Source organism: Actinomycetospora sp. (assembly GCF_036497245.1).
Lineage (GTDB): Bacteria > Actinomycetota > Actinomycetes > Mycobacteriales > Pseudonocardiaceae > Actinomycetospora.
The window spans coordinates 11,814-33,905 of sequence record NZ_DASXJS010000009.1 but is presented as its reverse complement, the minus strand read 5'-3'; the positions used below and the strand labels follow the sequence as shown (position 1 = coordinate 33,905).

Here is a 22,092-nt window from a genome sequence, read left to right as displayed (position 1 = left end):
CATGTACGAGAAGGATGGCGAGAAGTACTTCATCGTCGATTCACACATGCACTACTGGGACGCGTCACCCGAGAACTGGGTGCAGGGCGCCGAGCAGTACGCCAAGGGGTGGATCGAGTGCTTCCACGCCTACCAGGGCCTGGGGCCGGCCGAGACGCACCAGCCCCTCGAGGAGTTCCAGAAGGTCTCCGAAGAGCAGCTGATGCGCGAGGAGTTCGAGGAGGGGCACGTCGACGTCGCGATCCTGCAGTCGACGTACCTGCGCGAGTGGTACAAGAACGGCTTCAACACCAGTGAGCGCAACGGCTACCTCGCCGAGAAGTACCCGGGCAAGTTCATCCTCAACACCCGCTTCGACCCCCGTGACGGCGACGCCGGCATGCGCGAGTTCGAGGCCAACGTGCAGCGCTACGGCTCCATCGGCGCGAAGCTCTACACCGCTGAGTGGAACGGCGACTCGCGCGGCTTCAAGCTCACCGACCCGGAGTGCTACCGGTTCCTCGAGCGCGCCCAGGAACTGGGCGTCAAGAACATCCACGTCCACAAGGGCCCGACGATCTGGCCGCTGGACAAGGACGCCTTCGACGTCGCGGACGTGGACCACGCGGCCACCGACTTCCAGGGCCTGAACTTCATCGTCGAGCACGTGGGTCTGCCGCGCATCGAGGACTTCTGCTTCATGGCGACGCAGGAGCCCAACGTCTACGCCGGCCTCTCGGTGGTGCTCGGCGGCCTCATGCACGCCCGCCCGAAGTTCTTCGCCAAGGTCATGGGCGAGCTGCTGTTCTGGGTCGGCGAGGACAAGATGACCTTCGGCTCGGACTACAACATCTGGACGCCGAAGTGGCAGATCGAGGGCCTCCTCGACTGGGACTACCCGTCGGACGAGTACTCCGACTACCCGCGTCTGGGCACCGAGGGGAAGAAGAAGATCCTCGGCCTCAACGCCGCCAGGCTCTACGGCATCGAGGTCCCGGCCGAGTGCCAGGTCTCCGGCACGCCCGCGGCGCAGGACGACGCCGAGCTCGTCGAGGACCGGTCGGTGGCCCAGGCATGAGCATCTCCTTCCTCACCCGCCCGGCCGAGCGCGACGATGCCGCGGTCGTCGGGCGGGTGTGGGAGGCGCTGCGCACGGTGCGCGACCCGGAGCTGGACAACGACGTCGTCTCGCTGGACTTCGTCGCGTCCCTGGAGGTCGACGAGAACCGGGTCGCGCACGTGCGGCTGCGCCTGCCCACCTACTTCTGTGCACCGAACTTCGCGTTCCTCATGGTCGCGGACGCGTGGGACGCGGCCTCGACCGTCGAGGGCCTTGCCGACGTCGACGTACAGCTCATCGACCACTTCGCCGCCGACGCCATCAACCGCGGTGTCGCCGCCCGGGCCGGGTTCGTCACCTCCATGGCGGGCACCGAGGTCGGGGAGGCGGTCGACGAGCTCGACTCGCTGCGCCGCCAGTTCACCGAGCGTGCCCTCATGGCGGGGACCGACCTCGTCGTCCGGCCGCTGGTGAAACAGGGTCGGACCCCGGAGGAACTCGCGGCCATGACCCTCGGCGACGCCCCGGCGTCGGCGGACCTGACGCGGCTGCGGTCGCGGCGGCGCGAGCTCGGCATCCCGGCCGGGGACGACGACCCGCTGGTCGTCGACCCGAGCGGGCGCACGGTCGGCGTCGAGGCGCTGCCGCTGCACCTGCGCAAGGCCCGGTCGTTCCAGGTCGGGGTGGACGCGAACACCAGCATCTGCCGCGGCCAGCTCGCCGTGCGCTACGGCCTGTCGGAGCGCTGAGGCGAGAGCACGTCCCGAGACTCGCGGGCGGGCGCTCCGGCGCCCGCCCGCGCCCGTCCGGACCCCAGTCACCCACGTTCCCCAGGAGGCGATGGCGGCATGACCGGCCAGGCCACGGCGCCGCACACGGTGCGGCGGATCGGTTCCCCCGCCGCGGCGGCGCTGGCCGACCTCGCGGCGATCTTCGAGGATCTGCAGACCGTGCTGCTCTGTTGCGAGCGGCTCGTCTCCGAGGTCCGACCCGGCGTCGGCAAGCAGGTCGACGAGGTGGTCGTCGAGTCCCTGTGGACCACCGCGCTCATCTCCTACTCGCGCTGCTTCGCCGGCGGCGAGCGGGGGATGGGCCTGACCGAGGACGACGTCGAGGGCCTCGAGCTGCAGGGCGAGAAGCTGGCGTGGCACCGGATGCTGCGCCGGCTGAAGAAGCACTTCGCCGACCCGGCGGCCAACCCGCGCGAGGAGTTCACCGTCGGGGTGGCGGTCGCCGACGGGAAGCCGAGCGGCGTCGCGATCACCTCCACCCGGCAGGTGCCCGTCGACGAGCAGACCGTCCGCCAGACCGGCGCGCTCGCCTTCGCCCTCACCCAGCTCGTCGACGCGCGGATCGCCGAGCACCAGTCCACGGTGCTCGCGGGAGCGGCGGCGCTCTCGGCGAAGGAGCTGGAGACCCTCGAGGAGATCGAGGTCAGCGGGGACGGCCGTCCGCCGCCCGGACCCGACGACGAGCACGGAGACGAGCAGAAGGAGGACGCGTGAGCGAGCCGCCCACCCACGGTGAACGTTTCAATCCCTGGTCGGTGGTGCATCTGGTCTTCGACCACCTCTCCGCGCAGGGCCTGCACCCCGTGCTCGGCGAGTCGGGGGATCCGTCGGAGCCGGCGGCGGAGCTGCTGCGCTCCCTCGGGCTCACCCCCGGCGACCCGTCGTGGGCGCGGGGCCAGGACGCCGAGAAGATCCAGGACCAGCTCGCGGAGATCCGATCCTTGTTCACCCCGGCGGAGCAGGGCGAGGATTCCCAGGGTCGCTGAGATTCGGCCGGGAGGAGGAGCCGTGCAGGAGGTGCACCTGGTGACGCTCGTCGTCCACGCGATGACGCGCGAGCCGCTGGCGGTGCTCGGCGACGACGAGGAGGACCGCTGCCTCGTCGTCTCCGTCCGCCCGCCGCAGGCCGAGGTCATGGCGCACGGCCCCCACCCGGCCCGCGACGACGACTCCCGGCTCACCCAGGACCTCGTCGCCGACGTCGCGACCGCGCTGGGGCACCAGCTGGCAGGCGCCGAGATCACCGACCTCGTCGAGGACCGCTTCCGCGCCGTGCTGGTCCTCGCCGACGGCACGCGGGTCGCGGCCCGACCCAGCGATGCGCTCGCGATCGCGGTGCGCGACGCTCTCCCCATCGGGGTGGCCGACGAGGTGATGGAGCGCGCCGGCCAGTCCTGGAAGGAACTCCAGGGCGAGGACCCGCACCCGCAGAGCAAGGAGGTCGACGAGATGCGCGACTTCCTCGACCAGGTCACCGCCGACGACTTCGGGCCCCCCGGCCCCGGCAGCGAGCCCCCCGAGACCGGACAGGACCGCTGACCCGTGTTCCGACGACCCCCGGTGGTGCTCGCCGGGCCGGCCTTCGTGGCGTCCGTCGCCTACGTCGACCCGGGCAACGTCGCCACCAACAGCGTGGCCGGTGCGACCTCCGGCTACGCGCTCGCCTGGGTGGTCGTCGCGGCCGGGCTCATGGCGATGCCGGTGCAGTACGTGGCGGCCAAGGTCGGCATCGTCACCGGCCGCAGCCTCCCGCGGACCTGCCGGCAGGTGATGAGCAAGCCGACCCGCGTGCTGATGTGGCTGCAGGCCGAGGTGGTCGCGATGGCCACCGACGTCGCGGAGTTCCTCGGGGCGGCGGTCGGGCTGAACCTGCTCTTCGGTCTCGGCCTGCTCCCGTCGGGCCTGGTCACGGCCGCGGTGGCGTTCGGCGTCCTCGCGCTGCAACGACGGGGCCACCGGCCCTTCGAGGTGGGGATCGTCGCCTTCCTGGCGTTCGTGATCGCCGGCGTCGGGTTCCAGCTCGCCTCGGTGGGGATCGACCCCGGCGGCGTCGCCGCGGGCCTCGTCCCCGGCTTCGACGGCTCCGGCCAGCTCGTGCTCGCCGTCGGGATCGTCGGGGCCACCGTGATGCCGCACGCGATCTACGCCCACTCCGCGCTCACCGCCGGGCGCTCCCGCGGGGTGGGCCGACCCGGCCGGGCCCGGCTGCTGCGCTTCCAGCGCATCGAGGTGATCGGCGCCCTCACCATCGCCGGGATGGTCAACCTCGCGATGCTGCTCATCGCCGCGCGGGTGTTCGGCAGCGCCCCGTCCGGGGAGGGGGTGGACGGTCTCGAGGCCGCCCACGCCGGGCTGGGGCAGCTCGCCGGCGGCGCCGTCGCCCTGGCTTTCGCGGCGACCCTGCTGGCCAGCGGGCTCTCCTCGGCCGCCGTCGGGACCTACTCCGGGCAGGTCGTCATGGAGGGCTTCGTCGACGTCCGGCTCTCCCCGACGCTGCGCCGGACGGTGACGATGCTGCCCGCGCTCGCGCTGCTGGCGATCGGGACCAGCCCGACCACCGCGCTGGTCGGCAGCCAGGTCGTCCTCTCCTTCGGCATCCCGTTCGCGCTCTACGCGCTGCTGCGGGTGGCCCGCGACGAGCGGGTGCTCGGGACCGAGGCGATCGGACGGGGGATGACACTCGTCCTCGGGACGATCAGCGCGGTCGTCGTCTGCCTCAACGTGGTCCTGCTGGTGGACACCGTCACCGGCTGAGAACGGTCCCGAACGGTGGGTGTCTCGGATCGAGACGTCAGGGGCTCGCGCGGTGGCGCCGATCACGCCTACCATCGCCGGTTGCGCATCCTTCGAGGTCGAGGGGCGCAGCAGGCGAGGTGGCCCATGCAAGGACGGACCGATCCCGGCCTCGACCGTGCCCGCGAACGGTTCCTGGGTGACGGCACGGTCGACGAGCGCGGCGTGGTCCGCCCCGAGATCGTGCAGTCGTGGGAACGGTCGCGACGCGCCGGGGTCGACGCCGATCACCTCGCGCTGCCCTTCGACCCGGACCTCGACTTCGAGGGCAGCCTGGTGCACTGCGCGCGCCCGGTCCTCGACGACCTCACCGAGCGGCTCTCGGGAATGGCGGTCGCCGTCGTGCTCTCCGACGCCGACGGCAACGTCCTCGACCGGCGGGTCGGCGAGGGCGAGCTGCGCCGCCGGCTCGACGCGATCCAGCTCGCGCCCGGATTCAGCTACGCCGAGGAGTTCGCGGGGACGAACGGGGTCGGCACCGCGCTCGAGGGAGCGGTGAGCGCCATGGTCATCGGCGCGGAGCACTTCACCGACCGGCTGCGTTCCTTCGCCTGCGCCGGCGCCCCGGTCTACCGTCCCGGCGGCGCCCTCGCGGGCATCCTCGACGTGACCTGCCTGGCCGCCGAGGCCAACGACCTCATGCGCTTCCTCGCGCTGCAGACCGCGAAGGACATCGAGGAGGTGTTGCGCGAGCGCGGCAGCGCGGGGGCGCGGGCGGTCATGGCCGAGTTCCGCGCCGCGTGCGTGCGGGTGACCGGGCCGGTGCTCGCCCTCGCCGAGGACTTCGTCATCGCCAACCGGGCGGCCCACGAGGTGCTCGACGCGGCCGACCGCGACACCGTCGCCCGCCACGCCGCCGAGTATCGCCGGGGCGACCCGGCCGAGGAGCGGGTCCTGCTCGGCGACGGGCCGGTGCGCCTGCTGTTCACCCCCGCGCCCGCGCAGCGCCCCTCCGGGGTGATCGTCGAGGTCGTCCCCAGCGCGAGCACGCTGCGCCTCGCCGGTGGCGGTGGCGGTGGCGGTGGCACGGTGACCGCCCCCCGCCCGGCCCACGCGACGACGCCGGCGCCCGCGCGCCCCCTGGTCGGGCTCGCGGGGACCTCCCGCTCCTGGCGCACCTCCAGCGCGGCCCTGCGCTCCGCGGCCGCCGCGGTGCGCAGCACCGTCGTGCTCGGCGAGACCGGGGTCGGCAAGGCGGCCGCGGTGCGGGCCGCGCACCGCGAGGTGCGGCCCGCCGCCCGCCACGTCGTCGTCGACGCCGAGGCCGAGGACGCCGCGGACGAGCTCGCGACGCTGCCGGGCGAGCTGGGTGGCGCCGCGGCGACGGTCGTCGTGCGGCGGGTCGAGGCGCTCGACGCCGAAGGGGCGGCCGCGCTGGGCCGGCTGCTCGACGCCGCCACCCCGAACGTGTGGGTGGCCGCCCTGGTGACCGGCGAGGAGGTCGGCGAGGGCCGCGCGGTGCACGACGTGCTGGGCCGCTTCCACGGGTCGCTGACGATCGAGCCGCTGCGCCGCCGCCCCGAGGACGTCGGCCCCGTGGTCGAGGCGGTGCTGGCGAAGCTGGCCCCCGGCCGCCGGGTGCGGTGCACCCCCGAGGCCATGGCGCTGCTCGGGGGCGCGCGCTGGCCGGGCAACGTCGCGCAGGTCGAGGACGTGCTGCGCCGGGCGCTGGTGGCCCGCCCCGCGGGCGACCTCGAGGCCGGGGACCTGCCCGCGGAGGTCGCCGTCCACGGCACCCGCCGTCGCCTGACCCCGCTGGAGTCGGCCGAGCGCGACCTCATCGTCGGGGCGCTCATCGAGGCCCGGGGCAACCGCGTGAAGGCGGCCGCCGCGCTGGGGATGGGCCGGGCGACGCTCTACCGCCGGCTGCGGGCCTTCGGGCTCACCGACGTGGGCCGCTGACCGTCCGGCCCGAGCGGCGCCGCCGGTGCAGCGGGCGCGGCCGGTGGTCCGTCCCGTCGACGACCTGGCCGTGCTCGACGGGGGCGTCGTCGGCCGCGCCGAGCCCGCACCCGTCATCGCACTCCTCGGTGGCGCCGGCGTCCCACTCCCGGCGGGCCGCCTCGGCGACCGCGACGACGGCCTCGACGAGCTCGTCGCGGTGCGAGGCCAGCCGGCGCACCGAGCAGGACAGCCCGAGCGCCACGGTCGAGGTGCCCGACGGGGCGGTGACGGGCGCGGCCACGGTCGCGAAGCCGGGCGCGAACTCGCCGTCGTCGAGGGCCCAGCCACGCTCGACCACGGCGTCGAGCTCGCGGGCGAACGTGTCCGGACAGGTGATCGTGCTCGGGGTGAACGCCGTGAGCGGCTCGCCGCACACCGCCTCGCGGTAGACCGGCGACGCGGCGAGGAGCACCTTCGTCAGCCCGAGGGCGTGGGCGCGCTCCGGCGGGATGTGGGTCTCGAGCCCGGGGACGCGGGCGAGCCCCTGGTGGCCGCGCACGTCGGAGATGCTGGCGACGACGGTGCCGGTGCGCCGGACCAGGTACGTGCGCTGCCGGGTGCGGCGGTAGAGCTCGGTCACCGCCTCCGAGAGCACCCCGCCCGGCGCGGGGTCCGCGGGCCGCAGATCGGGGGACCCGGTGACCTCGGCCGACCTGGTCGGGACCCACGGCCCCCAGGGCGGGGTTGCCCCCAGCCGGCACCGTCCGGAGGCGTCGCGGCGCGCGTACCCGCCCTCCACCAGCGTGTTGACCATGTAGCGGGCGGTCGCGGGGCTCTTCTGCAGGGAGGCCCCGATCTCGGCGGGCGTCAGACCTTCCGGATGGTCCCCGAGCAGCCGCAGCGCCCGCAGGACCATCGCCGCCGTCTTCAACGACCGCGCGCCCGACGTGTCCTCGCTCACACAGCAGACAGTAGGAGTCGGAGCGTCCGCGTGCCTGTCTCGATGTGGGACAGGTGGCGGGTGAATCCTGGTGGACCCCGGGGACGTCCCCGAAACGGGTTCGGGGTCGGGCACCGAGGCCGGGGGCGCGACGTTGGGGCAGTGTCGGTGGTGACCGACGCGGCCGACCGCCGCGTCACGACTCCGGGAGGACCTGTCATGGCCGTGCTGACCCGCCCACGCGAGGGTGCCTGGATCGCGGGGGTGTGCGCGGGGCTCGGCGAGCGCTTCGGCGTCCCCGCCAACGTCGTCCGCCTGCTCTTCGCGCTCTCCTGCCTGCTGCCGGGGCCGCAGGTGATCATCTACATCGCGCTGTGGGTGATCATGCCGCGTCGGTGACTCAGCCCAGCCGGGACGCACGGTCGAGCAGGTAGGCCCGTTCCGGGGCGGAGCGGGTGAGCCGCGCCGCCTCCCGGTAGGCGTCCACCGCGGCCGCCCGCCGGCCCGCGGCCTGCTCGAGGTGCGCGCGCACCGCGGCCACTCGGTGGTGGCCGCGCAGGCCGGGGTCGCCGGCGAGGGCCGCCAGCTCGGCCAGCGCCGCCTCCGGGCCGCGGACCTCGCCGAGCGCGACCAGCCGCCCGAGCCGCGCCATCGCGTCGGGCCAGAACCCGACGAGGGTGTCGTAGAGCGCGAGGATCTGCGCCCAGTCGGTGTCGGCGGCGTCCCCGGCCTCGTCGTGCAGCGCGGCGATCGCGGCCTGGACCGCGTACGGACCCGGGACGCCGTCGCTCAGCACCGCCGTGACCAGCGCCGTCCCCTCCGCGATGCGCGCGGCGTCCCAGCGGGTGCGGTCCTGCTCGGCGAGCGGCACGAGCGCCCCGTCGCCCGAGAGCCGGGCGGGCCGGCGGGCGTCGGTGAGCAGCATGAGGGCCAGCAGGCCCGCCACCTCCCCGGCTTCACCCGCCCCCGCCGGCAGCGCGGCGAGCAGCGCACGCGTGAGCCGGATCGCCTCGGCGGTGAGGTCGGGACGGTGGAGCTGCTCGCCGGTGCTCGCCGTGTGGCCCTCGGTGAACACGAGCGAGAGCACCGCGAGGACGGCGGGGACGCGCTCGCGGCGCTGCGCCGCCGACGGCGCCGCGAACACCTCCTGCGGCCGCGCGAGCCCGTCGGCCAGGCGTGCCTTCGCCCGGCTGATGCGCTGGGCCACGGTCGGCTCCGGCAGGAGGAGGCCGTGGGCGATCTCGGCGGTGGTCAGGCCGCCCACGGCCCGCAGCGTGAGGGCGACCTGGCTGGGCGGGCGCAGCGCGGGGTGGCAGCAGAGCAGCAGCAGCGCCAGCGTGTCGTCGGCTTCCGGTGTCGGCTCCGCGCCGGCGACGGTGGGGAGCTCGCGCCGCGCGTCGTCCTCCTCGCGGCGGCGCCGGGCCGAGTCCCGTCGCCAGGCCTCCACCAGCCGGCGCGACGCCGCCGTCACGAGCCAGCCGGTCGGGTTGGCGGGCACCCCCTCGACGGGCCAGCTCGTCGAGGCCGCGAGCAGCGCCTCCTGGAGGGCGTCCTCGCACGCGTCGAAGTCGCGGTGGCGGCGCACCAGCACGCCGAGGACCGACGGGGCGACCTCGCGCAGGACCTCGACGACGGTCGTGCTCACACGTCCCAGCCGCTCATGTCCAGGATCGGGCGCACCTCCACGAGCCCCCACACCGAGTCCGGGATCCGCGCCGCGATCTCCTCGGCGCGCGCGGCGGACTCCACGTCGACGAGGTAGAAGCCGGCCAGGTGCTCCTTGGTCTCGGCGAACGGCCCGTCGGCGACGACCGGGCTCCCCTCGGCGGTGGACACCCACCGCGCGAGGGACGGGTCCGCGAGCCCCTCGGAGGCGATCAGCTCCCCGGACCCGGTGAGCTCGCGGGTCAGCGCGAGATGGTCCACCCCGAACCGCGCCCGCTGCTCCGGGCTCAGGGCCTCGAAGCGCGCGGCGAAGTCCGCGTTCGAGTGCAACAGGATCATGTACTTCACGGCTTGGGCCTCCCGGAGTCACCGACGACATCGTCGCCGGGGTGTCGAGACCCGCGCCGCGGTCTCGACACCGGGGTGAACCATCCCGAGGAGGAGCCCATGACCACCACCGAACAGACCGACACCCAGGCGATCCTGGCCGTGCTCGACGAGCTGCACACCGCGATCGGCGCGGGCGACGCCGAGCGGGCGCTCGCGACCTGCGCGCCCGACGCCGTCGTGTTCAACCTGGCGCCGCCGCTCGTGGCCGGCGCCGGCTCGCACGCCGGGGACCTCGCCGCGCTGGAGGGGTGGATCGCCTCGTTCGACGCCCCGCCGCGGATGGCCCACCGTGAGCCGACGGTGCACGCCGACGGCGACGTCGCGTTCGTCCACACCCTCACGTCGATGAGTGGGACGACAGCCCTGGAGGGGACCGGCACTGTCGACTTCACGCTGTGGTTCCGGTCCACCTACGGACTGCGGCGGGTCGAGGGTCGCTGGCTGATCGTCCACCAGCACGAGTCCGTCCCGTTCCACATGGACGGGTCGTTCCTCGCCGCCACCGGCCTGACGCCCTAGAACGCATCGATTCACCCGCCGGGAGGGGTGGGAGCGGGCGGGGGATGGGGGCACCCTGGCAGGCGGAGGACAACGACGTCGTTCCGGAGCCCGCCATGAACCCCGCCACCCCGCCCGATCCCGCGCCGCTGACCAGCGAGGAGCAGGCCGTCCTGGCCGCGATCGCGGCGCACGAGCACCTCGTCGACGCGCGGTTCGCCGAGGCCCTGGCCGGCGGCGCCCCGCCGGCCCCCACCCACCGGTGGCGCACGGCGCTGCTGGTACTGGCCGTCGTCGTGCCGGTGGCGGTGGGACCGCTGGTGCTCTCCTCGGCGTGGGTGCTCGCGGTCGCGGCCGTCGCCGTGCTGGTCGTCATCCCCACGTCCCTGTTCATCTGGGCACTGCGCCAGGGGCGCGTGTACCCCGGCTGAGCCCTACAGCGCCGCGAGCGCCTTCTGGATCCGCTGCGGCGAGATCGAGCCCGCCGTCCCGATCTCCTGGGCGAAGCGGCTGACCCGCAGCTCCTGGACCATGGCCGCGACGGCGTCCCAGGCGTCCCGGTCGAACGTGCGCGGCTCCTGCTCCGCCGCGCGGCGCCGTCCGCGGTACTCCGCCTCGACGGTGTGCACCTCGTCGGTGAGCCCGGCGTCGCGGCGCGGGGCGATCGGCAGCTTCTCCAGCCGCTTGGCCGCGGCGCGCAGCCAGCGCACGACGTCGGGCAGGCGGCCCACCCCGTGCCGCGAGACGAACCGGTCGCCGACGAGGCCGTGCAGCTGCTCGCGGACGTCGGCCAGCGCGGTGTCCATCGCCCCGCTGCCCGGCCGCGTGGCGAGCTCGTCGAGCGCGCCCCGGACCGTGGCGGCCTCGGCGAGCACGGCCTCGGCGCGGGTCAGCACCTCCGCGGCCCCGCCGGCCAGCCGCGCCGCGACGTCCGCGCGGAGCTTCTCGAAGGCCTGCGGGGTCCAGGCGGGGCCGCCGCGGGCGGTGACGAGCCCGTCGATCGCCGCGAGCACGCAGTCGTCGACGAGGTCGGCGACGTCGCGGTAGCCGGTCTCCGCCAGGGCGCCGCGCAGGCGCAGCACCGCCCGGTTGTCGAGCGAGCGCACCAGCGCCTTCGCCGGTGAGGTCGTGCCGCGCAGCAGCAGCCGGCGGGTGCCGCGGCGCATCGCGTCGCGGGCCTCGAGGGCCGAGTCGAACACCCCGATCCCGACGGTCCCCGCCGGGTCGGTGCCCTGCCCCGATCGCGAAAGCCCCTCGTCCACCAGCGCCAGGTGCGCGGTGACGGTGCCGCCCGCGCGGGACTGCTCGCGGGTGCGGGGCAGCTCGCCGACCTCGGCGAACGAGGTCAGCCCGCGCCGCTCGAGCCCGTCGGCGACCTTCGCGACGGCGGCCTTCGTCTCCCGCGCGTACTTCCTCCGCAGGGAGTTCAGGTCGATGCCCTCGGCCACCATGGCGCCGTCGTCGTCGACCACCCGGAACGTCAGGCGCAGGTGCGAGGGGAGACCGGCCAGGTTCCACGCGTCGGTCGGCACGTCCACCCCGGAGAGGCGGCGCACCGCGTCGGACACCGCGCCGAGCAGCGGTTCGCCGTCGGCGGGCCGGCCCTCGGCGGCGAGCCGGGCGAGCAGGGCGCGGGCGGTGTCGGGGGCGGGGACCAGGGAGCGGCGCAGCGGCTTGGGCAGCGAGCGGACCAGCGAGGTGAGCATCTCCTCCCGCAGCCCCGGCACCTGCCAGGCGAGGTCCTCGGCGCGGACCTGACCGAGGACGGCCAGCGGGACCGAGACGGTGACGCCGTCGTGCTCGGCGCCCGGCTCGAAGGCGTAGGACAGCGGCAGCGTCAGGCCGCCGGCGCGCCACTCGTCGGGGTACGCCTCGGCGTCGGGGGCCTCGTGGGCGAGCAGCGCGCGCGGGTCGAGGTCGAGCAGGTGCGGGTCGCGGCGCGACTCCTTCTGCCACCAGCGGTCGAAGTGCCGCGCGGAGACCACCGACGCCGGGACCCGCTCGTCGTAGAAGCGGAAGATCGTCTCCTCGTCGACGAGCAGCTCGCGACGGGCCCGCTTCTCCAGCTCGGCGACCCGCTCCAGCTCGGCGGCGTTGCGGCGCACGAACGCGTGCCTGCTGTTCCAGTCGCCCTCCACGAGCGCGTGCCGGAGGAACAGCTCGCGCGAGAGCTCGGGGTCGATGTGCCCGTAGTCCACGGAGCGGTCCATCGCCAGCGGCACCCCGAACAGGGTCACGCGCTCGGTGGAGACGGCGGAGCCGCGCCGCTTCGACCAGCGGGGCTCGGAGTAGGTGCGGGTGACGAGGTCGCCGGCGGCCTGTTCCGCCCACGCCGGGTCGATGCCGGCGACGGTGCGTGCCCAGAGCCGGGAGGTCTCGACGAGCTCGGCGGCCATGACGAACGTCGGCGGGCGCTTGGCGAGGCTCGACCCCGGCCAGATCGCGAACCGGGCGCCGCGGCTGCCCTCGTACTCGGTGATCGGCTTCCGCTTGGGCTTGGGCTGGCCCTGCTTCGGCTGTGTCGACTTCTCGGGGGCTGGCTCGTGCGCCAGCCCGAGCTGCGAGAGCAGGCCGGTGAGCAGCGCCTGGTGGACGCGATCGGCGAGGTCCTTGGTGATCTCCTGTCCGGGCTCGTTGCGGGTGAGCCCGAGCTCGTCGCCGAGCTGGCGCAACTGCGCGGCCAGGTCCTGCCACTCGCGGATCCGCAGGAAGTTCAGGTACTCGGCGGCGCACTGCTTCCGGAACCGGTTGCCCGAGAGCTCCCGCCGCGACGTCCGGACGTGCTCCCACAGCGCGAGCCAGGAGAGGAAGTCCGAGCGCGGGTCGGTGAAGCGGGCGTGCGCGGCGTCGGCCTCGGCGGCCTTCTCCGTCGGGCGCTCGCGCGGGTCCTGGGCGGAGAGTCCCGCGGCGATCACGGTGACCTCGTGCAGGCAGCCGAGCTGGTCCGCAGCCAGGATCATGCGCGCGATCCGCGGGTCGACCGGCAGCCGCGCGAGGTTGCGCCCCGTGTCGGTGAGGCGCGTGGCGTCGCCGTCGACGATGGCCCCGAGCTCGGTGAGCAACCGGACGCCGTCGCGGATCGCGCGGGTCTCCGGCGGGTCGACGAACGGGAACTCCTCGATCGGCCCCAGCTTCGCGCCCGCCATCTGCAGGATCACGGACGCGAGGTTGGTGCGCTGGATCTCGGGGTCGGTGAACTCGGGACGGGCGTCGAAGTCGTCCTCGGCGTAGAGCCGGACACAGATCCCGTCCGCGACCCGACCGCAGCGCCCGGCCCGCTGGGTCGCGGACGCCTGGGAGATCTTCTCGATGGGCAGGCGCTGCACCTTCGTCCGCTGGCTGTAGCGGGAGATGCGCGCCAGCCCGGGGTCGACGACGTAGCGGATGCCCGGCACCGTCAGGGACGTCTCGGCGACGTTGGTGGCGAGGACGATCCGTCGTCGGTTGCTGCGGCCGGGCTCGAAGACCCGGTGCTGCTCGGCCGCCGACAGGCGGGCGTAGAGCGGGAGGACGTCGAGCGGGTCGGTCGGGGATTCGGGCAGGGCCACCAGAGCTTCACTGGTGTCGCGAATCTCCCGCTCGCCGGCCAGGAAGACGAGGATGTCGCCCCCCGGTCCCTCGCGGCGCAGCTCCTCGACGGCGTCGATGATGCCGTCGATCTGGTCGCGCGGTTCGGCGCCGGGATCGTCCTTCCCCCCCGTCGCTCCGCTCGCCCGATCGGGGTCGGCCAGCGGGCGGTAGCGGACCTCGACGGGGAAGGTCCTTCCGGACACCTCGATGATCGGGGCGTCGCCGAAGTGCTTGCTGAAGCGCTCCGGGTCGATCGTCGCGGAGGTGATGACGACCTTGAGGTCGGGACGCCGCGGGAGCAGCTGGGCGAGGTAGCCGAGCAGGAAGTCGATGTTGAGGCTGCGCTCGTGGGCCTCGTCGATGATCAGCGTGTCGTAGCGGCGCAGCAGCCGGTCCTGCTGGATCTCGGCGAGCAGGATGCCGTCGGTCATGAGCTTGACCAGCGTGTCCTCGCTGGCGTGGCTGGTGAAGCGCACCTGGTAGCCGACGACGTCGCTGTCCTGCGTGCCCAGCTCCTCGGCCACCCGCTCGGCGACCGTGCGCGCCGCGATCCGCCGCGGCTGGGTGTGCCCGATGGTGCCCAGCACGCCGCGCCCGAGTTCGAGGGCGATCTTCGGCAGCTGCGTCGTCTTGCCCGAGCCGGTCTCACCGGCGACCACGACCACCTGGTGGCTCTCCAGCGCGGCCTTGATGTCGTCGACCCGCCCGGAGATCGGCAGCTCCGCCGGGTACGAGACCGTCGGCACCGAGGCCCGACGGCGCTCCCGGCGCTGCTCGGCCCGCTCGACGTCGCCCGCGATCCGCTCCAGCGCGCCGGCGCGCTTCGCCTCGTCGGGGATCTTGCGGGTGCCGTCGAGCCGGCGGGCCAGCCGGTGCGCGTCGGCGCCGCCGAGGGCGCGGACACGGGCGGTCAGGTCGCGGTGGTCGATGGTGGGTGTGGTCACTCCGGTCCCGGGGTCGCTCGACGGTCTCCAGCGGATCAGCGCGGGCGCGCGCTCCGGCATTCCATTGTCCCCCGCCGCGCGAACGGATTGCGTGGCACGGCGAACAGCTCGTGCCCAGCGATCTCACAGGTCGGGATGACGATCGGTGGGTATGCAGGTCGCGACGCCCACCACGCGAGAGGACCCGCATGGCTTCCACCACCGCCACCACGCCCGCGACCAGGACTTCCGATTCGCTGCTCACCGCGGTGCGGGTGCTCGCGGTGCTGACCGTGGTGAACCTGCTGTGGCAGTACGTCACCGCGGGCCAGCTCTTCCCGCGGGGCGGGCCGGAGGATCTGCACTCGGCCGGCGCGATCGTCCTCCACGTCCTCTCGGGATTCACCGCGCTCGCGGCGCTGGCCTACTGGCGGCTGCGGGGCGCACCGCTCTGGCCGGGCGTCCTCGCGGCGGTCGTCTTCGTGCTGTCGTTCGTGCAGGCGTGGTTCGGGGACCGCTCGACGCTCTACATCCACGTGCCCGGCGCGATGATCCTCACCATCGGCGCCGTCTGGGTCGCGGCCTGGTCGTTCAGCCGGCCGGCCGCCGTCGTGCGTTGAGGTGCTAGCGGCGACGCGAGCTGATCACGCCGGTGTTGAAGCCGGCGAGGTGCAGCCCACCGTGGAAGCGGGCGTGCTCCACCTTGAGGCAGCGGTCCATCACGACGGTCAGCCCGGCCGCTTCGCCGCGGCGCGCGAGCGCCTCGTCGTAGAGCCCGAACTGCGTCCAGAACGTCTGCCCGCCCACCGCGATCGTCTCGTCGAGCACGCCGCCCAGGTCCTCGGGGCGGCGGAACACGTCGACGAGGTCCGGGACGACGGGCAGGTCGGCGAGCGAGGGCCACACCGGCTTGCCGAGGATCTCCTCGGCGTTCGGGTTGACGAAGTAGACGTCGAAGTCGGTCGACGAGAGCAGGTAGGTGGCGACGAAGTTCGACGCGCGCGCCGGGTTCGCGGACGCGCCCACCATCGCGACGGTCCTCGTCCGCCGCAGGATCTCCTGGCGCTCCAGCGCGCCCGGTCCGGTCCACGCCGTCGTCGTCACGAGGCCTCCTTCACGGCCGCGGTCAGCGCCTGGTCGAGGTCCCAGAGGATGTCCTCGACGTCCTCGATCCCCACGCTGATCCGGATGAGGTCGGGGCGCACGCCGCCCTCGCGCAGCTGGTCCTCGGAGAGCTGCTGGTGGGTGGTGGACGCCGGGTGCAGGACCAGGGTGCGGGCGTCGCCGATGTTCGCGAGGTGGCTGCACAGCTGCACCGACTCGATGAAGCGCCGACCGGCGTCCCGGCCGGTGTCCTCCCCGTCGCTTCGCTCGCCCCTGCCGCGCACCCCGAACGCGAACACCGACCCCGGTCCCGAGGGCAGGTAGCGCCGGGCGCGCTCGTGGTGCGGGTGGTCGGGCCGCCCGGCGTAGCGGACCCAGGCGACGCGGTCGTCGGCGTCGAGCCACTCGGCGACGCGCTGCGCGTTGGCGACGTGCGCGGCCATCCGCTGCGGCAGCGTCTCCACGCCCTGCAGCAGCAGGAACGCCGAGTGCGGGGACAGCGAGGCGCCGATGTCGCGCAGCTGCTCGGAGCGCAGCTTGGTGAGGAAGCCGTACTCCTGGAAGTTCCCCCACCAGGTGAGGTTGCCGTACGAGGGGATCGGCTCGGTCATCTGCGGGAAGTTTCCGTTGCCCCAGTCGAAGCGGCCCGACTCGCACACCACCCCGCCGAGGGTGGTGCCGTGGCCGCCGAGGAACTTCGTCGCGGAGTGGATGACTATGTCGGCGCCGTGCTCCATCGGCCGGCACAGGTACGGGGTGGCCGTGGTGGCGTCGATGATCAGGGGGATGCCGGCGTCGTGCGCGACGTCCGCGAGCGCGGCCACGTCGGTGACCTCGCCGGAGGGGTTCGTGACCATCTCGGCGAACACGAACCGGGTCTTGTCGGTGATCGCCGCGCGCAAGGCCTCGACGTCGTCACCGGCGACGAAGGTGGTGTCGACGCCGAAGCGGCGCAGCGTCACGTCGAGCTGGGTGACAGTGCCGCCGTAGAGGCTGGCCGCGCTGACGACGTGGTCGCCCGCTCCGGCCAGGCACGCGAACGTGAGGAACTCGGCCGCCTGTCCGGACGCCGTGGCGACCGCCCCGAGCGCGCCCTCGAGGCTCGCGACACGCTCCTCGAAGGCCGCGACCGTCGGGTTGGCGATGCGGCTGTAGATGTTGCCGTACTTCTGCAGCGCGAACAGGTTCGCGGCGTCCGCGGTGTCGGTGAAGACGAAGCTGGTGGACTGGTAGATGGGTACGGCGCGCGCCCCGGTGTCACCGTCGGGGACGGCCCCGGCGTGCACCGCACGCGTCGCGAAGCCCCAGGGGCGGTCCTGTGCGCGGCCGGTGTCCACGCCGCCGTTCTACCCGACGCGCGCCGTGCTCGTCGTGCGCGCCGGGAGCCCGGTCACTCCGCGGCTTCCTGCCTGGCCTTCCCGTCGGTCTCCTCGGGATCGGACAGGATTTCCTCGCGGGCCTGTTCGATGATGCTGCGGACGGTGTCGTCCTTCGGCTCGGTCATGGCCGGGGCATACCCGCTCCACCGTCCCTCGGAGCGCGCGTGACACGTCACATGCCGTGCATCTTCGCGATGACCTGCAGCATCACCTCGTCGGCGCCGCCGCCGATCGAGGTGATCCGCATGTCGCGCAGGAACCGTGCCGTCCACGTCTCCTCCATGTAGCCGAGCCCGCCGTGGTACTGCAGGCAGGTCCGGGCCACGTCCTCGCACAGCCGCCCGATCGCGAGCTTGGCGATCGTCGCGAACCGTGAGGTGTCCTCACCGCGCTCGTAGGCCTGCGCGCATGCGTAGTTGTAGTGCCGGCACATGTCGACGCGGGCGTAGAGCTCGGCGAGCTGGTAGGTCAGGTACTGGTTGGCGATGAGCGGGCCGCCGAACGCGGTGCGCGCCTTGAGGTAGTCCCGGGTGCGGTCGAGGGCCCGCTCGCAGGCGCCGACGCGGCCGTAGCAGGCGACCATCCGCTCGTTCTGGAACTGCGCCATCTGCTGCTGGAAGCCGCGGCCGATGGTGCCGATGGTGTTCGTCACCGGCACCCGGACGCCGTCGAACGCGAGCTCGGCGGTGTCGCTGCACCGGTTCCCGAGCTTGTCGAGCTTGCGGGACACCGACAGGCCCGGGGTGTCGGTGGGCACCACGATCTGGCTCATCCCGCGCGCGCCTCCCTCGTCCGAGGTCCGCGCGAGCAGGCACAGCCAGTCGGCCTGCACCCCGTTCGTGATGTAGAGCTTCGAGCCGTCGATCACCCAGTCTTCGCCGTCCCGGGTCGCCCGGGTCCGCAGCCCGGCGACGTCGGACCCGGCGTCGGGCTCGGTCACGGCGATCGCCGCGACCATCTCGCCGCGGATCGCCGGCGCGAGGTAGCGCTGCTTCAGCTCCTCCGAGCCGAACCGGTGCAACGACGGCGTCGCCATGTCGGTCTGGACGGCGACGGCCATCCCGACCCCCGCGGCGTCGCAGCGCCCGATCTCCTCGGCGAGCACCACGGAGAACAGGTGGTCCGCGCCCCCGCCCCCGTAGGCCGGGTCGTACTCGAGCCCCAGGTAGCCCAGGGCGCCCATCTGCGCGAACAGCTGGTGGCTGGGCATCGCGCCGTCGCGCTCCCACGCGTCGACGTGCGGGTCGATCTCGCGCTCGACGAATCCGCGGACCGACTTCCGGAACGCCTGGTGCTCCTCGGTGAACGCCACCATCACTGGTCTCCCGTGGTGTCCTGCAGGTACCGGCGGGCCGGTTCCCAACGGTCGAGTTCGGCGCCGGTCGGCGCGTAGAAGGGGATGCGCTGTGCGACGCCGCCGAAGCGCCGCGCCAGGGCCGGCCCCACCTCGTCGGGCTCGGCGACGACGGCGATCGCGTGCAGCACCTCGTCGTCGATCAGCTCGCCCATCGCGTCCCACCGGCTCGGATCCTGGGCCGCGTGCTTGGACAGCCGGTTCAGCTCCGCGGCGAGCTCGCCCCACCCGTGCAGTTCGAGCACCGCCGCGTAGGCGGGGGTCGAGCCGTAGAACGCGACCTGCCGTCGGACGTCGCGGACGGAGGCGGCGAACTCCTCTTCCGTCGAGCCGGTGGCGATGAGCGCGGTCCCCGAGAACTCGAACCCGCTGCCGTCCCGGCCGGCGGTCTCGAAGCCCCGCCGCAGCGCGGGCAGCGTCACCTCGTGCAGGTAGCGCTCGGTGGTGAAGGCGTGGGCGAGGAAGCCGTCGGCCACCTCGCCCGCGACCTCGGTCATCAGCGGCCCGACGCCGGCGAGGTGGATCGGGGGTGCGCCGTACGGATTGGGCGGCGGGGAGAAGAACGGGGTCATCAGGGTGTGCGTGTAGAACTCGCCGGCGAAGCGCAGTGGCACGCCGTCGTTCCACGTCGCCCAGATCGCGCGGACGGCCTGGATGTACTCGCGCATCCGGGCGGCCGGGCGCGACCACGGCATCGAGAACCGCTTGGTGACGTGCGGCTTGATCTGCGTGCCCAGCCCGAGGACGTAGCGCCCACCGGAGACCGCGTGCAGGTCGTTGGCGGTGATGGCCGCGGTCATCGGGGTGCGGGCGAACGCGACGGTGATCGCGGTGCCTAGCGTGATCCGTTCGGTGCGGGTGGACGCGAGGGTCAGCCCGACCGTCGGGTCGTGCTGGGTCTCGGCGAGCCAGACGGCGTCGTAGCCGCTGCGCTCGGCCGCGACGGCGGCGTCGACGAAGTCGTCGGCGGAGCCGGTCACCAGGGTGGCGTCGACCTTCACGATCCGTCCAGTCCCAGACGACCGGCGATGACCTCGTCCATGATCTCGTTCGTCCCTCCGCCGATCCCGAGGATGCGGGCGTCGCGGTAGTGGCGCTCCACCTCGACGCCGTGCAGGTAGCCCGCGCCGCCGTGCAGCTGGACGGCCTGGTCGACCACCCAGTCGCAGGCCTCGACCGCGGCGTTCTTGGCCATCGCCAGCTCGGTGACGACGTCGGCGCCCGCCTCGTAGCGGACGAGCACGTCGCGCACGTAGGTCCGCGCCACGGTCGCGTGGCGCGCCATCTGCGCGATCCGGTGCCGGACGACCTGGCGCGAGGACAACGGCGCCCCGAAGGTCTCCCGCTGTCGCGCCCACGCGACGGTCAGCTCCACACAGCGCTGCGCGGTCGCGTACGCCTGCACGGCGAGGGAGAGCCGCTCGGAGGCGAAGCGCTCCATGATCTGCCGGAACCCGCTGCCCTCGGCCCCGACGAGGTTCGCCGCGGGCACCCGCACCTCGTCGTAGGAGATGGTCGCGGTGTCCGAGCAGTGCCAGCCCATCTTGCGCAGCCGCGTGCGGGCCACGCCGGGGCGGTCGGTCTCGACGACGAGCAGCGACACCCCACGGTGTCCCGGTCCGCCGGTACGTACCGCGGTCGTGACGTAGTCCGCCCGCGTCCCGGAGGTGATGAACGTCTTCGCGCCGGTGACCACGTAGTCGTCCCCGTCGCGGACGGCCCGGGTGGTGATGCCCGCGACGTCGGAGCCGGTACCGGGCTCGGTGATGCCGAGCGAGCCGATCAGCTCGCCGCGCAGCGTCGGGCGCACGAAGCGGTCGACGAGCTCGGGCGAGCCGTTCGCGGCGATGTGCGGCGCCGCGATGCCGTGGGTGAACAGGCCCGCGCACACCCCGCTCGAACCGCCGGCGAGGATCAGTTCCTCGGTGACGAGCGCGGTGTCCAGGTGATCGCCGTCGCCGCCGGCGGCCTCCGGGAAGCCGAGGGCGAGCAGGCCCAGCGACCCGGCCGTGCGGTGCAGCGCGCGGGGCAGCTCGCCCACGTCCTCCCACTCCTCGAGATGCGGCACGATCTCCCGTTCGGTGAACCGCCGCACCATCGCGCGCAGCTCGCGGCGCTCCGGAGTCTCCCAGGCGTCGTGGGCGCTGACCGGGGCGGCCGCGTCGAGAGCCGTCACCGCGACACCGCCGCGGCCGACCCGGCGAACCGCTCGCGCAGCACCCGCTTGAGCAGCTTGCCGGTGGCGTTGCGCGGTAGGTCCTCGACGACCTCCACGCGCCGCGGCGCCTTGAAGTGCGCGATCCGCTCCCGGGCGAACGCGATCACCTCGTCCTCGGCGGGCGGCGCGTCGGGGTCCGCCGGGACGACGACCGCCACCACCGTCTCGCCCCACTGCGGGTCCCCGACGCCGACGACGGCGACGTCGGCGACCCCCGGGTGCCGGTGCAGGACCTGCTCGACCTCGACCGGGTACACGTTCTCCCCACCAGTGATGATCATGTCCTTCTTGCGGTCGACGAGGGTGATGAAGCCGTGCTCGTCGCGGACCCCGAGGTCGCCGGAGTGGAACCACCTATCGGCGTGCTGTCCTGAATCGCGGAACGCCTCGGCGGTCTCCTGGGGCCGGTTCCAGTAGCCGGCGAACACCGTCGGGCCGCGCAGCACCAGCTCGCCGACCTCCCCGACGCCGACCTCCGCGCCCGCCTCGTCGACCAGCCGCGCGTCGACGTGCAGGAACGGCCGCCCGACCGAGCCCGCGTGGGTGACGACGTCGGCGGTCTCCAGGAACAGTGCCGAGGGCGAGAGCTCGGTCATCCCGAAGCCCTCGGTGAACGTCCAGCCGAGCCCCAGGAACCGCTCGATGACGGTCACCGGGCACGGGGCGCCGCCCGAGATGGCCCAGCGCAGTGCCGGGAAGGAGCGATCGCCGAGATCGGGCACCCGGGTCAGCGCCGCCCACATCGAGGGTACGAGGAACTGGGTGGTCACCCCCTCGGCGGCCAGCAGGTCGAGGAAGCCCGCCGGGTCGAAGGCCGGGACGACGACGACCGTGCCGCCCGCGTAGAGCAGTGGCAGTGCCGAGAGGCCCAGGGCCCCGATGTGGAACAGCGGCGCGGCGGCGATCGTGACGTCGGTCGAGGCGATGCCCGGGCCCGCGGAGAGCATGTTGACCGCGTTCCACAGCATGTTGTCGTGGGTGAGCACCGCACCCTTCGGGCGCCCCGTGGTGCCCGACGTGTACATGATCACGCAGGGTTCGGCGCCACGCCCGGCCCCGGGCTCCGGCTCGCGGCGCCCCGGGCCGTCCGGCGCCTCGCCCAGCTCCACCAGGACCGGTGCCTCGTCGAGCTCGCCGCACGCGGCGTCGGCCAGCGGGGCGAACACCGTCGAGCGGACCAGCACGCCCGCGCCCGAGTCGGCCAGCACGTACGCCACCTCGGGCGCCGCGAGCCGCATGTTGACGGGCACCGTGATCGCGCCGAGCCGGGCGGCGGCGAAGAGCCACTCCAGATAGGCGGGCGAGTTCTCCCCGAGCAGGGCCACCCGGTCGCCGTGGCCCACGCCGAGCGCGGCGAGCCGGTCGGCCCGCGCGCCCACGTGCTCGTCGAGCTCCGCGTAGGAGGTGCGGGCGCGGGTCGGGCCGTCGACGAGCGCCACGGCGTCCGGGGAGCGCTCGGCCCGGCGGGCGACCCATGCCCCGATGCCCTCGTCCATCGCGCCGCCTCCTCGCCCGCCCGCTGACGTGGCACACTTTGCCCGTAC

21 protein-coding genes are annotated in these 22,092 nt (G+C 73.9%); 11 read left to right on the top strand and 10 right to left on the bottom strand.

The annotated features are described in order from the left end of the window. Position 1 precedes the first annotated feature (1 nt). The 7 genes from VGI02_RS01445 (at position 2) to VGI02_RS01415 (ending at position 6,525) form a co-directional block, all read left to right on the top strand. Positions 2-1,057 (top strand): amidohydrolase family protein, encoded by a 1,056-nt coding sequence (locus VGI02_RS01445; RefSeq protein ID WP_331625442.1) that lies wholly within the window; start codon positions 2-4, stop codon positions 1,055-1,057. Then, positions 1,054-1,788 (top strand): metal-sulfur cluster assembly factor, encoded by a 735-nt coding sequence (locus tag VGI02_RS01440; RefSeq protein ID WP_331625441.1) that lies wholly within the window; start codon positions 1,054-1,056, stop codon positions 1,786-1,788. Before VGI02_RS01445 ends, VGI02_RS01440 begins: the two co-directional genes overlap by 4 nt. Before the next feature lie 99 nt (positions 1,789-1,887). Beyond that, the gene (locus VGI02_RS01435; protein ID WP_331625440.1) at positions 1,888-2,544 is read left to right on the top strand and encodes a hypothetical protein; all 657 of its coding nucleotides are present in this window, start codon (positions 1,888-1,890) and stop codon (positions 2,542-2,544) included. Further along, positions 2,541-2,816 (top strand): hypothetical protein, encoded by a 276-nt coding sequence (locus VGI02_RS01430; protein WP_331625439.1) that lies wholly within the window; start codon positions 2,541-2,543, stop codon positions 2,814-2,816. The genes VGI02_RS01435 and VGI02_RS01430 overlap by 4 nt, the downstream gene beginning before the upstream one ends. A gap of 22 nt (positions 2,817-2,838) precedes the next feature. Beyond that, positions 2,839-3,369, top strand: a complete 531-nt coding sequence (locus VGI02_RS01425) for a bifunctional nuclease family protein (RefSeq protein ID WP_331625438.1) — start codon at positions 2,839-2,841, stop codon at positions 3,367-3,369. Positions 3,370-3,372: 3 nt separating this feature from the next. Then, positions 3,373-4,584, top strand: coding sequence for an Nramp family divalent metal transporter (locus VGI02_RS01420; RefSeq protein ID WP_331625437.1), 1,212 nt, complete (start codon positions 3,373-3,375; stop codon positions 4,582-4,584). Positions 4,585-4,710: 126 nt separating this feature from the next. Beyond that, a complete protein-coding gene (locus VGI02_RS01415) occupies positions 4,711-6,525 on the top strand; it encodes a sigma-54-dependent Fis family transcriptional regulator (RefSeq protein ID WP_331625436.1) in 1,815 nt (604 codons plus the stop codon). Here the strand turns inward: VGI02_RS01415 and VGI02_RS01410 are convergent. Next, positions 6,506-7,468, bottom strand: coding sequence for an IclR family transcriptional regulator (locus tag VGI02_RS01410; protein WP_331625435.1), 963 nt, complete (start codon positions 7,466-7,468; stop codon positions 6,506-6,508). The two genes, VGI02_RS01415 and VGI02_RS01410, sit on opposite strands and share 20 nt — an antisense overlap. Before the next feature lie 198 nt (positions 7,469-7,666). Here VGI02_RS01410 and VGI02_RS01405 point away from each other — a divergent pair, with 198 nt between their 5' ends. Beyond that, positions 7,667-7,846: a PspC domain-containing protein gene (locus tag VGI02_RS01405; protein ID WP_331625434.1), complete on the top strand. Its 180-nt coding sequence runs from the start codon at positions 7,667-7,669 to the stop codon at positions 7,844-7,846. Between the two features lies 1 nt (position 7,847). Here VGI02_RS01405 and VGI02_RS01400 read toward each other — a convergent pair whose 3' ends face one another. Together VGI02_RS01400 and VGI02_RS01395 are read right to left on the bottom strand one after the other, a co-directional pair. Further along, positions 7,848-9,092 (bottom strand): RNA polymerase sigma factor, encoded by a 1,245-nt coding sequence (locus tag VGI02_RS01400; RefSeq protein WP_331625433.1) that lies wholly within the window; start codon positions 9,090-9,092, stop codon positions 7,848-7,850. Next, entirely contained in the window at positions 9,089-9,451 is a 363-nt protein-coding gene (locus VGI02_RS01395; RefSeq protein WP_331625452.1) for a YciI family protein, read from the bottom strand. The genes VGI02_RS01400 and VGI02_RS01395 overlap by 4 nt, the downstream gene beginning before the upstream one ends. A 108-nt stretch (positions 9,452-9,559) precedes the next feature. On the opposite strand from VGI02_RS01395, the gene VGI02_RS01390 reads away from it, so the two are divergent. Next, complete coding sequence (locus VGI02_RS01390; protein ID WP_331625432.1) at positions 9,560-10,021, top strand: YybH family protein; 462 nt, start codon at positions 9,560-9,562, stop codon at positions 10,019-10,021. A gap of 44 nt (positions 10,022-10,065) precedes the next feature. After that, positions 10,066-10,431: a DUF3040 domain-containing protein gene (locus VGI02_RS01385; RefSeq protein ID WP_331625431.1), complete on the top strand. Its 366-nt coding sequence runs from the start codon at positions 10,066-10,068 to the stop codon at positions 10,429-10,431. Between the two features lie 3 nt (positions 10,432-10,434). On the opposite strand, the gene hrpA is transcribed toward VGI02_RS01385, so the two are convergent. Continuing rightward, complete coding sequence (hrpA, locus tag VGI02_RS01380) at positions 10,435-14,514, bottom strand: ATP-dependent RNA helicase HrpA (RefSeq protein ID WP_331625430.1); 4,080 nt, start codon at positions 14,512-14,514, stop codon at positions 10,435-10,437. Between the two features lie 188 nt (positions 14,515-14,702). On the opposite strand from hrpA, the gene VGI02_RS01375 reads away from it, so the two are divergent. After that, the gene (locus VGI02_RS01375) at positions 14,703-15,113 is read left to right on the top strand and encodes a hypothetical protein (RefSeq protein WP_331625429.1); all 411 of its coding nucleotides are present in this window, start codon (positions 14,703-14,705) and stop codon (positions 15,111-15,113) included. A 4-nt stretch (positions 15,114-15,117) separates the two neighbouring features. Here VGI02_RS01375 and VGI02_RS01370 read toward each other — a convergent pair whose 3' ends face one another. From VGI02_RS01370 to VGI02_RS01345, 6 genes are all read right to left on the bottom strand, one after another. Further along, on the bottom strand, positions 15,118-15,597 hold the full coding sequence (locus tag VGI02_RS01370; RefSeq protein ID WP_331625428.1) for a CoA-binding protein: 480 nt from the start codon (positions 15,595-15,597) through the stop codon (positions 15,118-15,120). Beyond that, on the bottom strand, positions 15,594-16,934 hold the full coding sequence (locus VGI02_RS01365) for an O-acetylhomoserine aminocarboxypropyltransferase/cysteine synthase family protein (RefSeq protein WP_331625427.1): 1,341 nt from the start codon (positions 16,932-16,934) through the stop codon (positions 15,594-15,596). The genes VGI02_RS01370 and VGI02_RS01365 overlap by 4 nt, the downstream gene beginning before the upstream one ends. A gap of 214 nt (positions 16,935-17,148) precedes the next feature. After that, a complete protein-coding gene (locus VGI02_RS01360; RefSeq protein WP_331625426.1) occupies positions 17,149-18,291 on the bottom strand; it encodes an acyl-CoA dehydrogenase family protein in 1,143 nt (380 codons plus the stop codon). Beyond that, positions 18,291-19,331, bottom strand: a complete 1,041-nt coding sequence (locus VGI02_RS01355; protein WP_331625425.1) for a TIGR03617 family F420-dependent LLM class oxidoreductase — start codon at positions 19,329-19,331, stop codon at positions 18,291-18,293. The genes VGI02_RS01360 and VGI02_RS01355 overlap by 1 nt, the downstream gene beginning before the upstream one ends. Further along, positions 19,328-20,506, bottom strand: coding sequence for an acyl-CoA dehydrogenase family protein (locus VGI02_RS01350; protein ID WP_331625424.1), 1,179 nt, complete (start codon positions 20,504-20,506; stop codon positions 19,328-19,330). Before VGI02_RS01350 ends, VGI02_RS01355 begins: the two co-directional genes overlap by 4 nt. Beyond that, on the bottom strand, positions 20,503-22,044 hold the full coding sequence (locus tag VGI02_RS01345) for an acyl-CoA synthetase (RefSeq protein ID WP_331625423.1): 1,542 nt from the start codon (positions 22,042-22,044) through the stop codon (positions 20,503-20,505). The genes VGI02_RS01350 and VGI02_RS01345 overlap by 4 nt, the downstream gene beginning before the upstream one ends. Between the last annotated feature and the right edge of the window lie 48 nt (positions 22,045-22,092).

Excerpts from the sequence above, each read along its gene's own strand:
- VGI02_RS01445 (WP_331625442.1), top strand. The coding sequence starts at position 2 with ATGTACGAGAAGGATGGCGAGAAGTACTTCATCGTCGATTCACACATG.
- VGI02_RS01440 (WP_331625441.1), top strand. The coding sequence starts at position 1,054 with ATGAGCATCTCCTTCCTCACCCGCCCGGCCGAGCGCGACGATGCCGCG.
- VGI02_RS01435 (WP_331625440.1), top strand. The coding sequence starts at position 1,888 with ATGACCGGCCAGGCCACGGCGCCGCACACGGTGCGGCGGATCGGTTCC.
- VGI02_RS01415 (WP_331625436.1), top strand. The coding sequence starts at position 4,711 with ATGCAAGGACGGACCGATCCCGGCCTCGACCGTGCCCGCGAACGGTTC.
- VGI02_RS01405 (WP_331625434.1), top strand. The coding sequence starts at position 7,667 with ATGGCCGTGCTGACCCGCCCACGCGAGGGTGCCTGGATCGCGGGGGTG.
- VGI02_RS01395 (WP_331625452.1), bottom strand. The coding sequence starts at position 9,451 with ATGATCCTGTTGCACTCGAACGCGGACTTCGCCGCGCGCTTCGAGGCC.
- VGI02_RS01390 (WP_331625432.1), top strand. The coding sequence starts at position 9,560 with ATGACCACCACCGAACAGACCGACACCCAGGCGATCCTGGCCGTGCTC.
- VGI02_RS01385 (WP_331625431.1), top strand. The coding sequence starts at position 10,066 with ATGGGGGCACCCTGGCAGGCGGAGGACAACGACGTCGTTCCGGAGCCC.
- VGI02_RS01375 (WP_331625429.1), top strand. The coding sequence starts at position 14,703 with ATGGCTTCCACCACCGCCACCACGCCCGCGACCAGGACTTCCGATTCG.
- VGI02_RS01360 (WP_331625426.1), bottom strand. The coding sequence starts at position 18,291 with ATGGTGGCGTTCACCGAGGAGCACCAGGCGTTCCGGAAGTCGGTCCGC.
- VGI02_RS01345 (WP_331625423.1), bottom strand. The coding sequence starts at position 22,044 with ATGGACGAGGGCATCGGGGCATGGGTCGCCCGCCGGGCCGAGCGCTCC.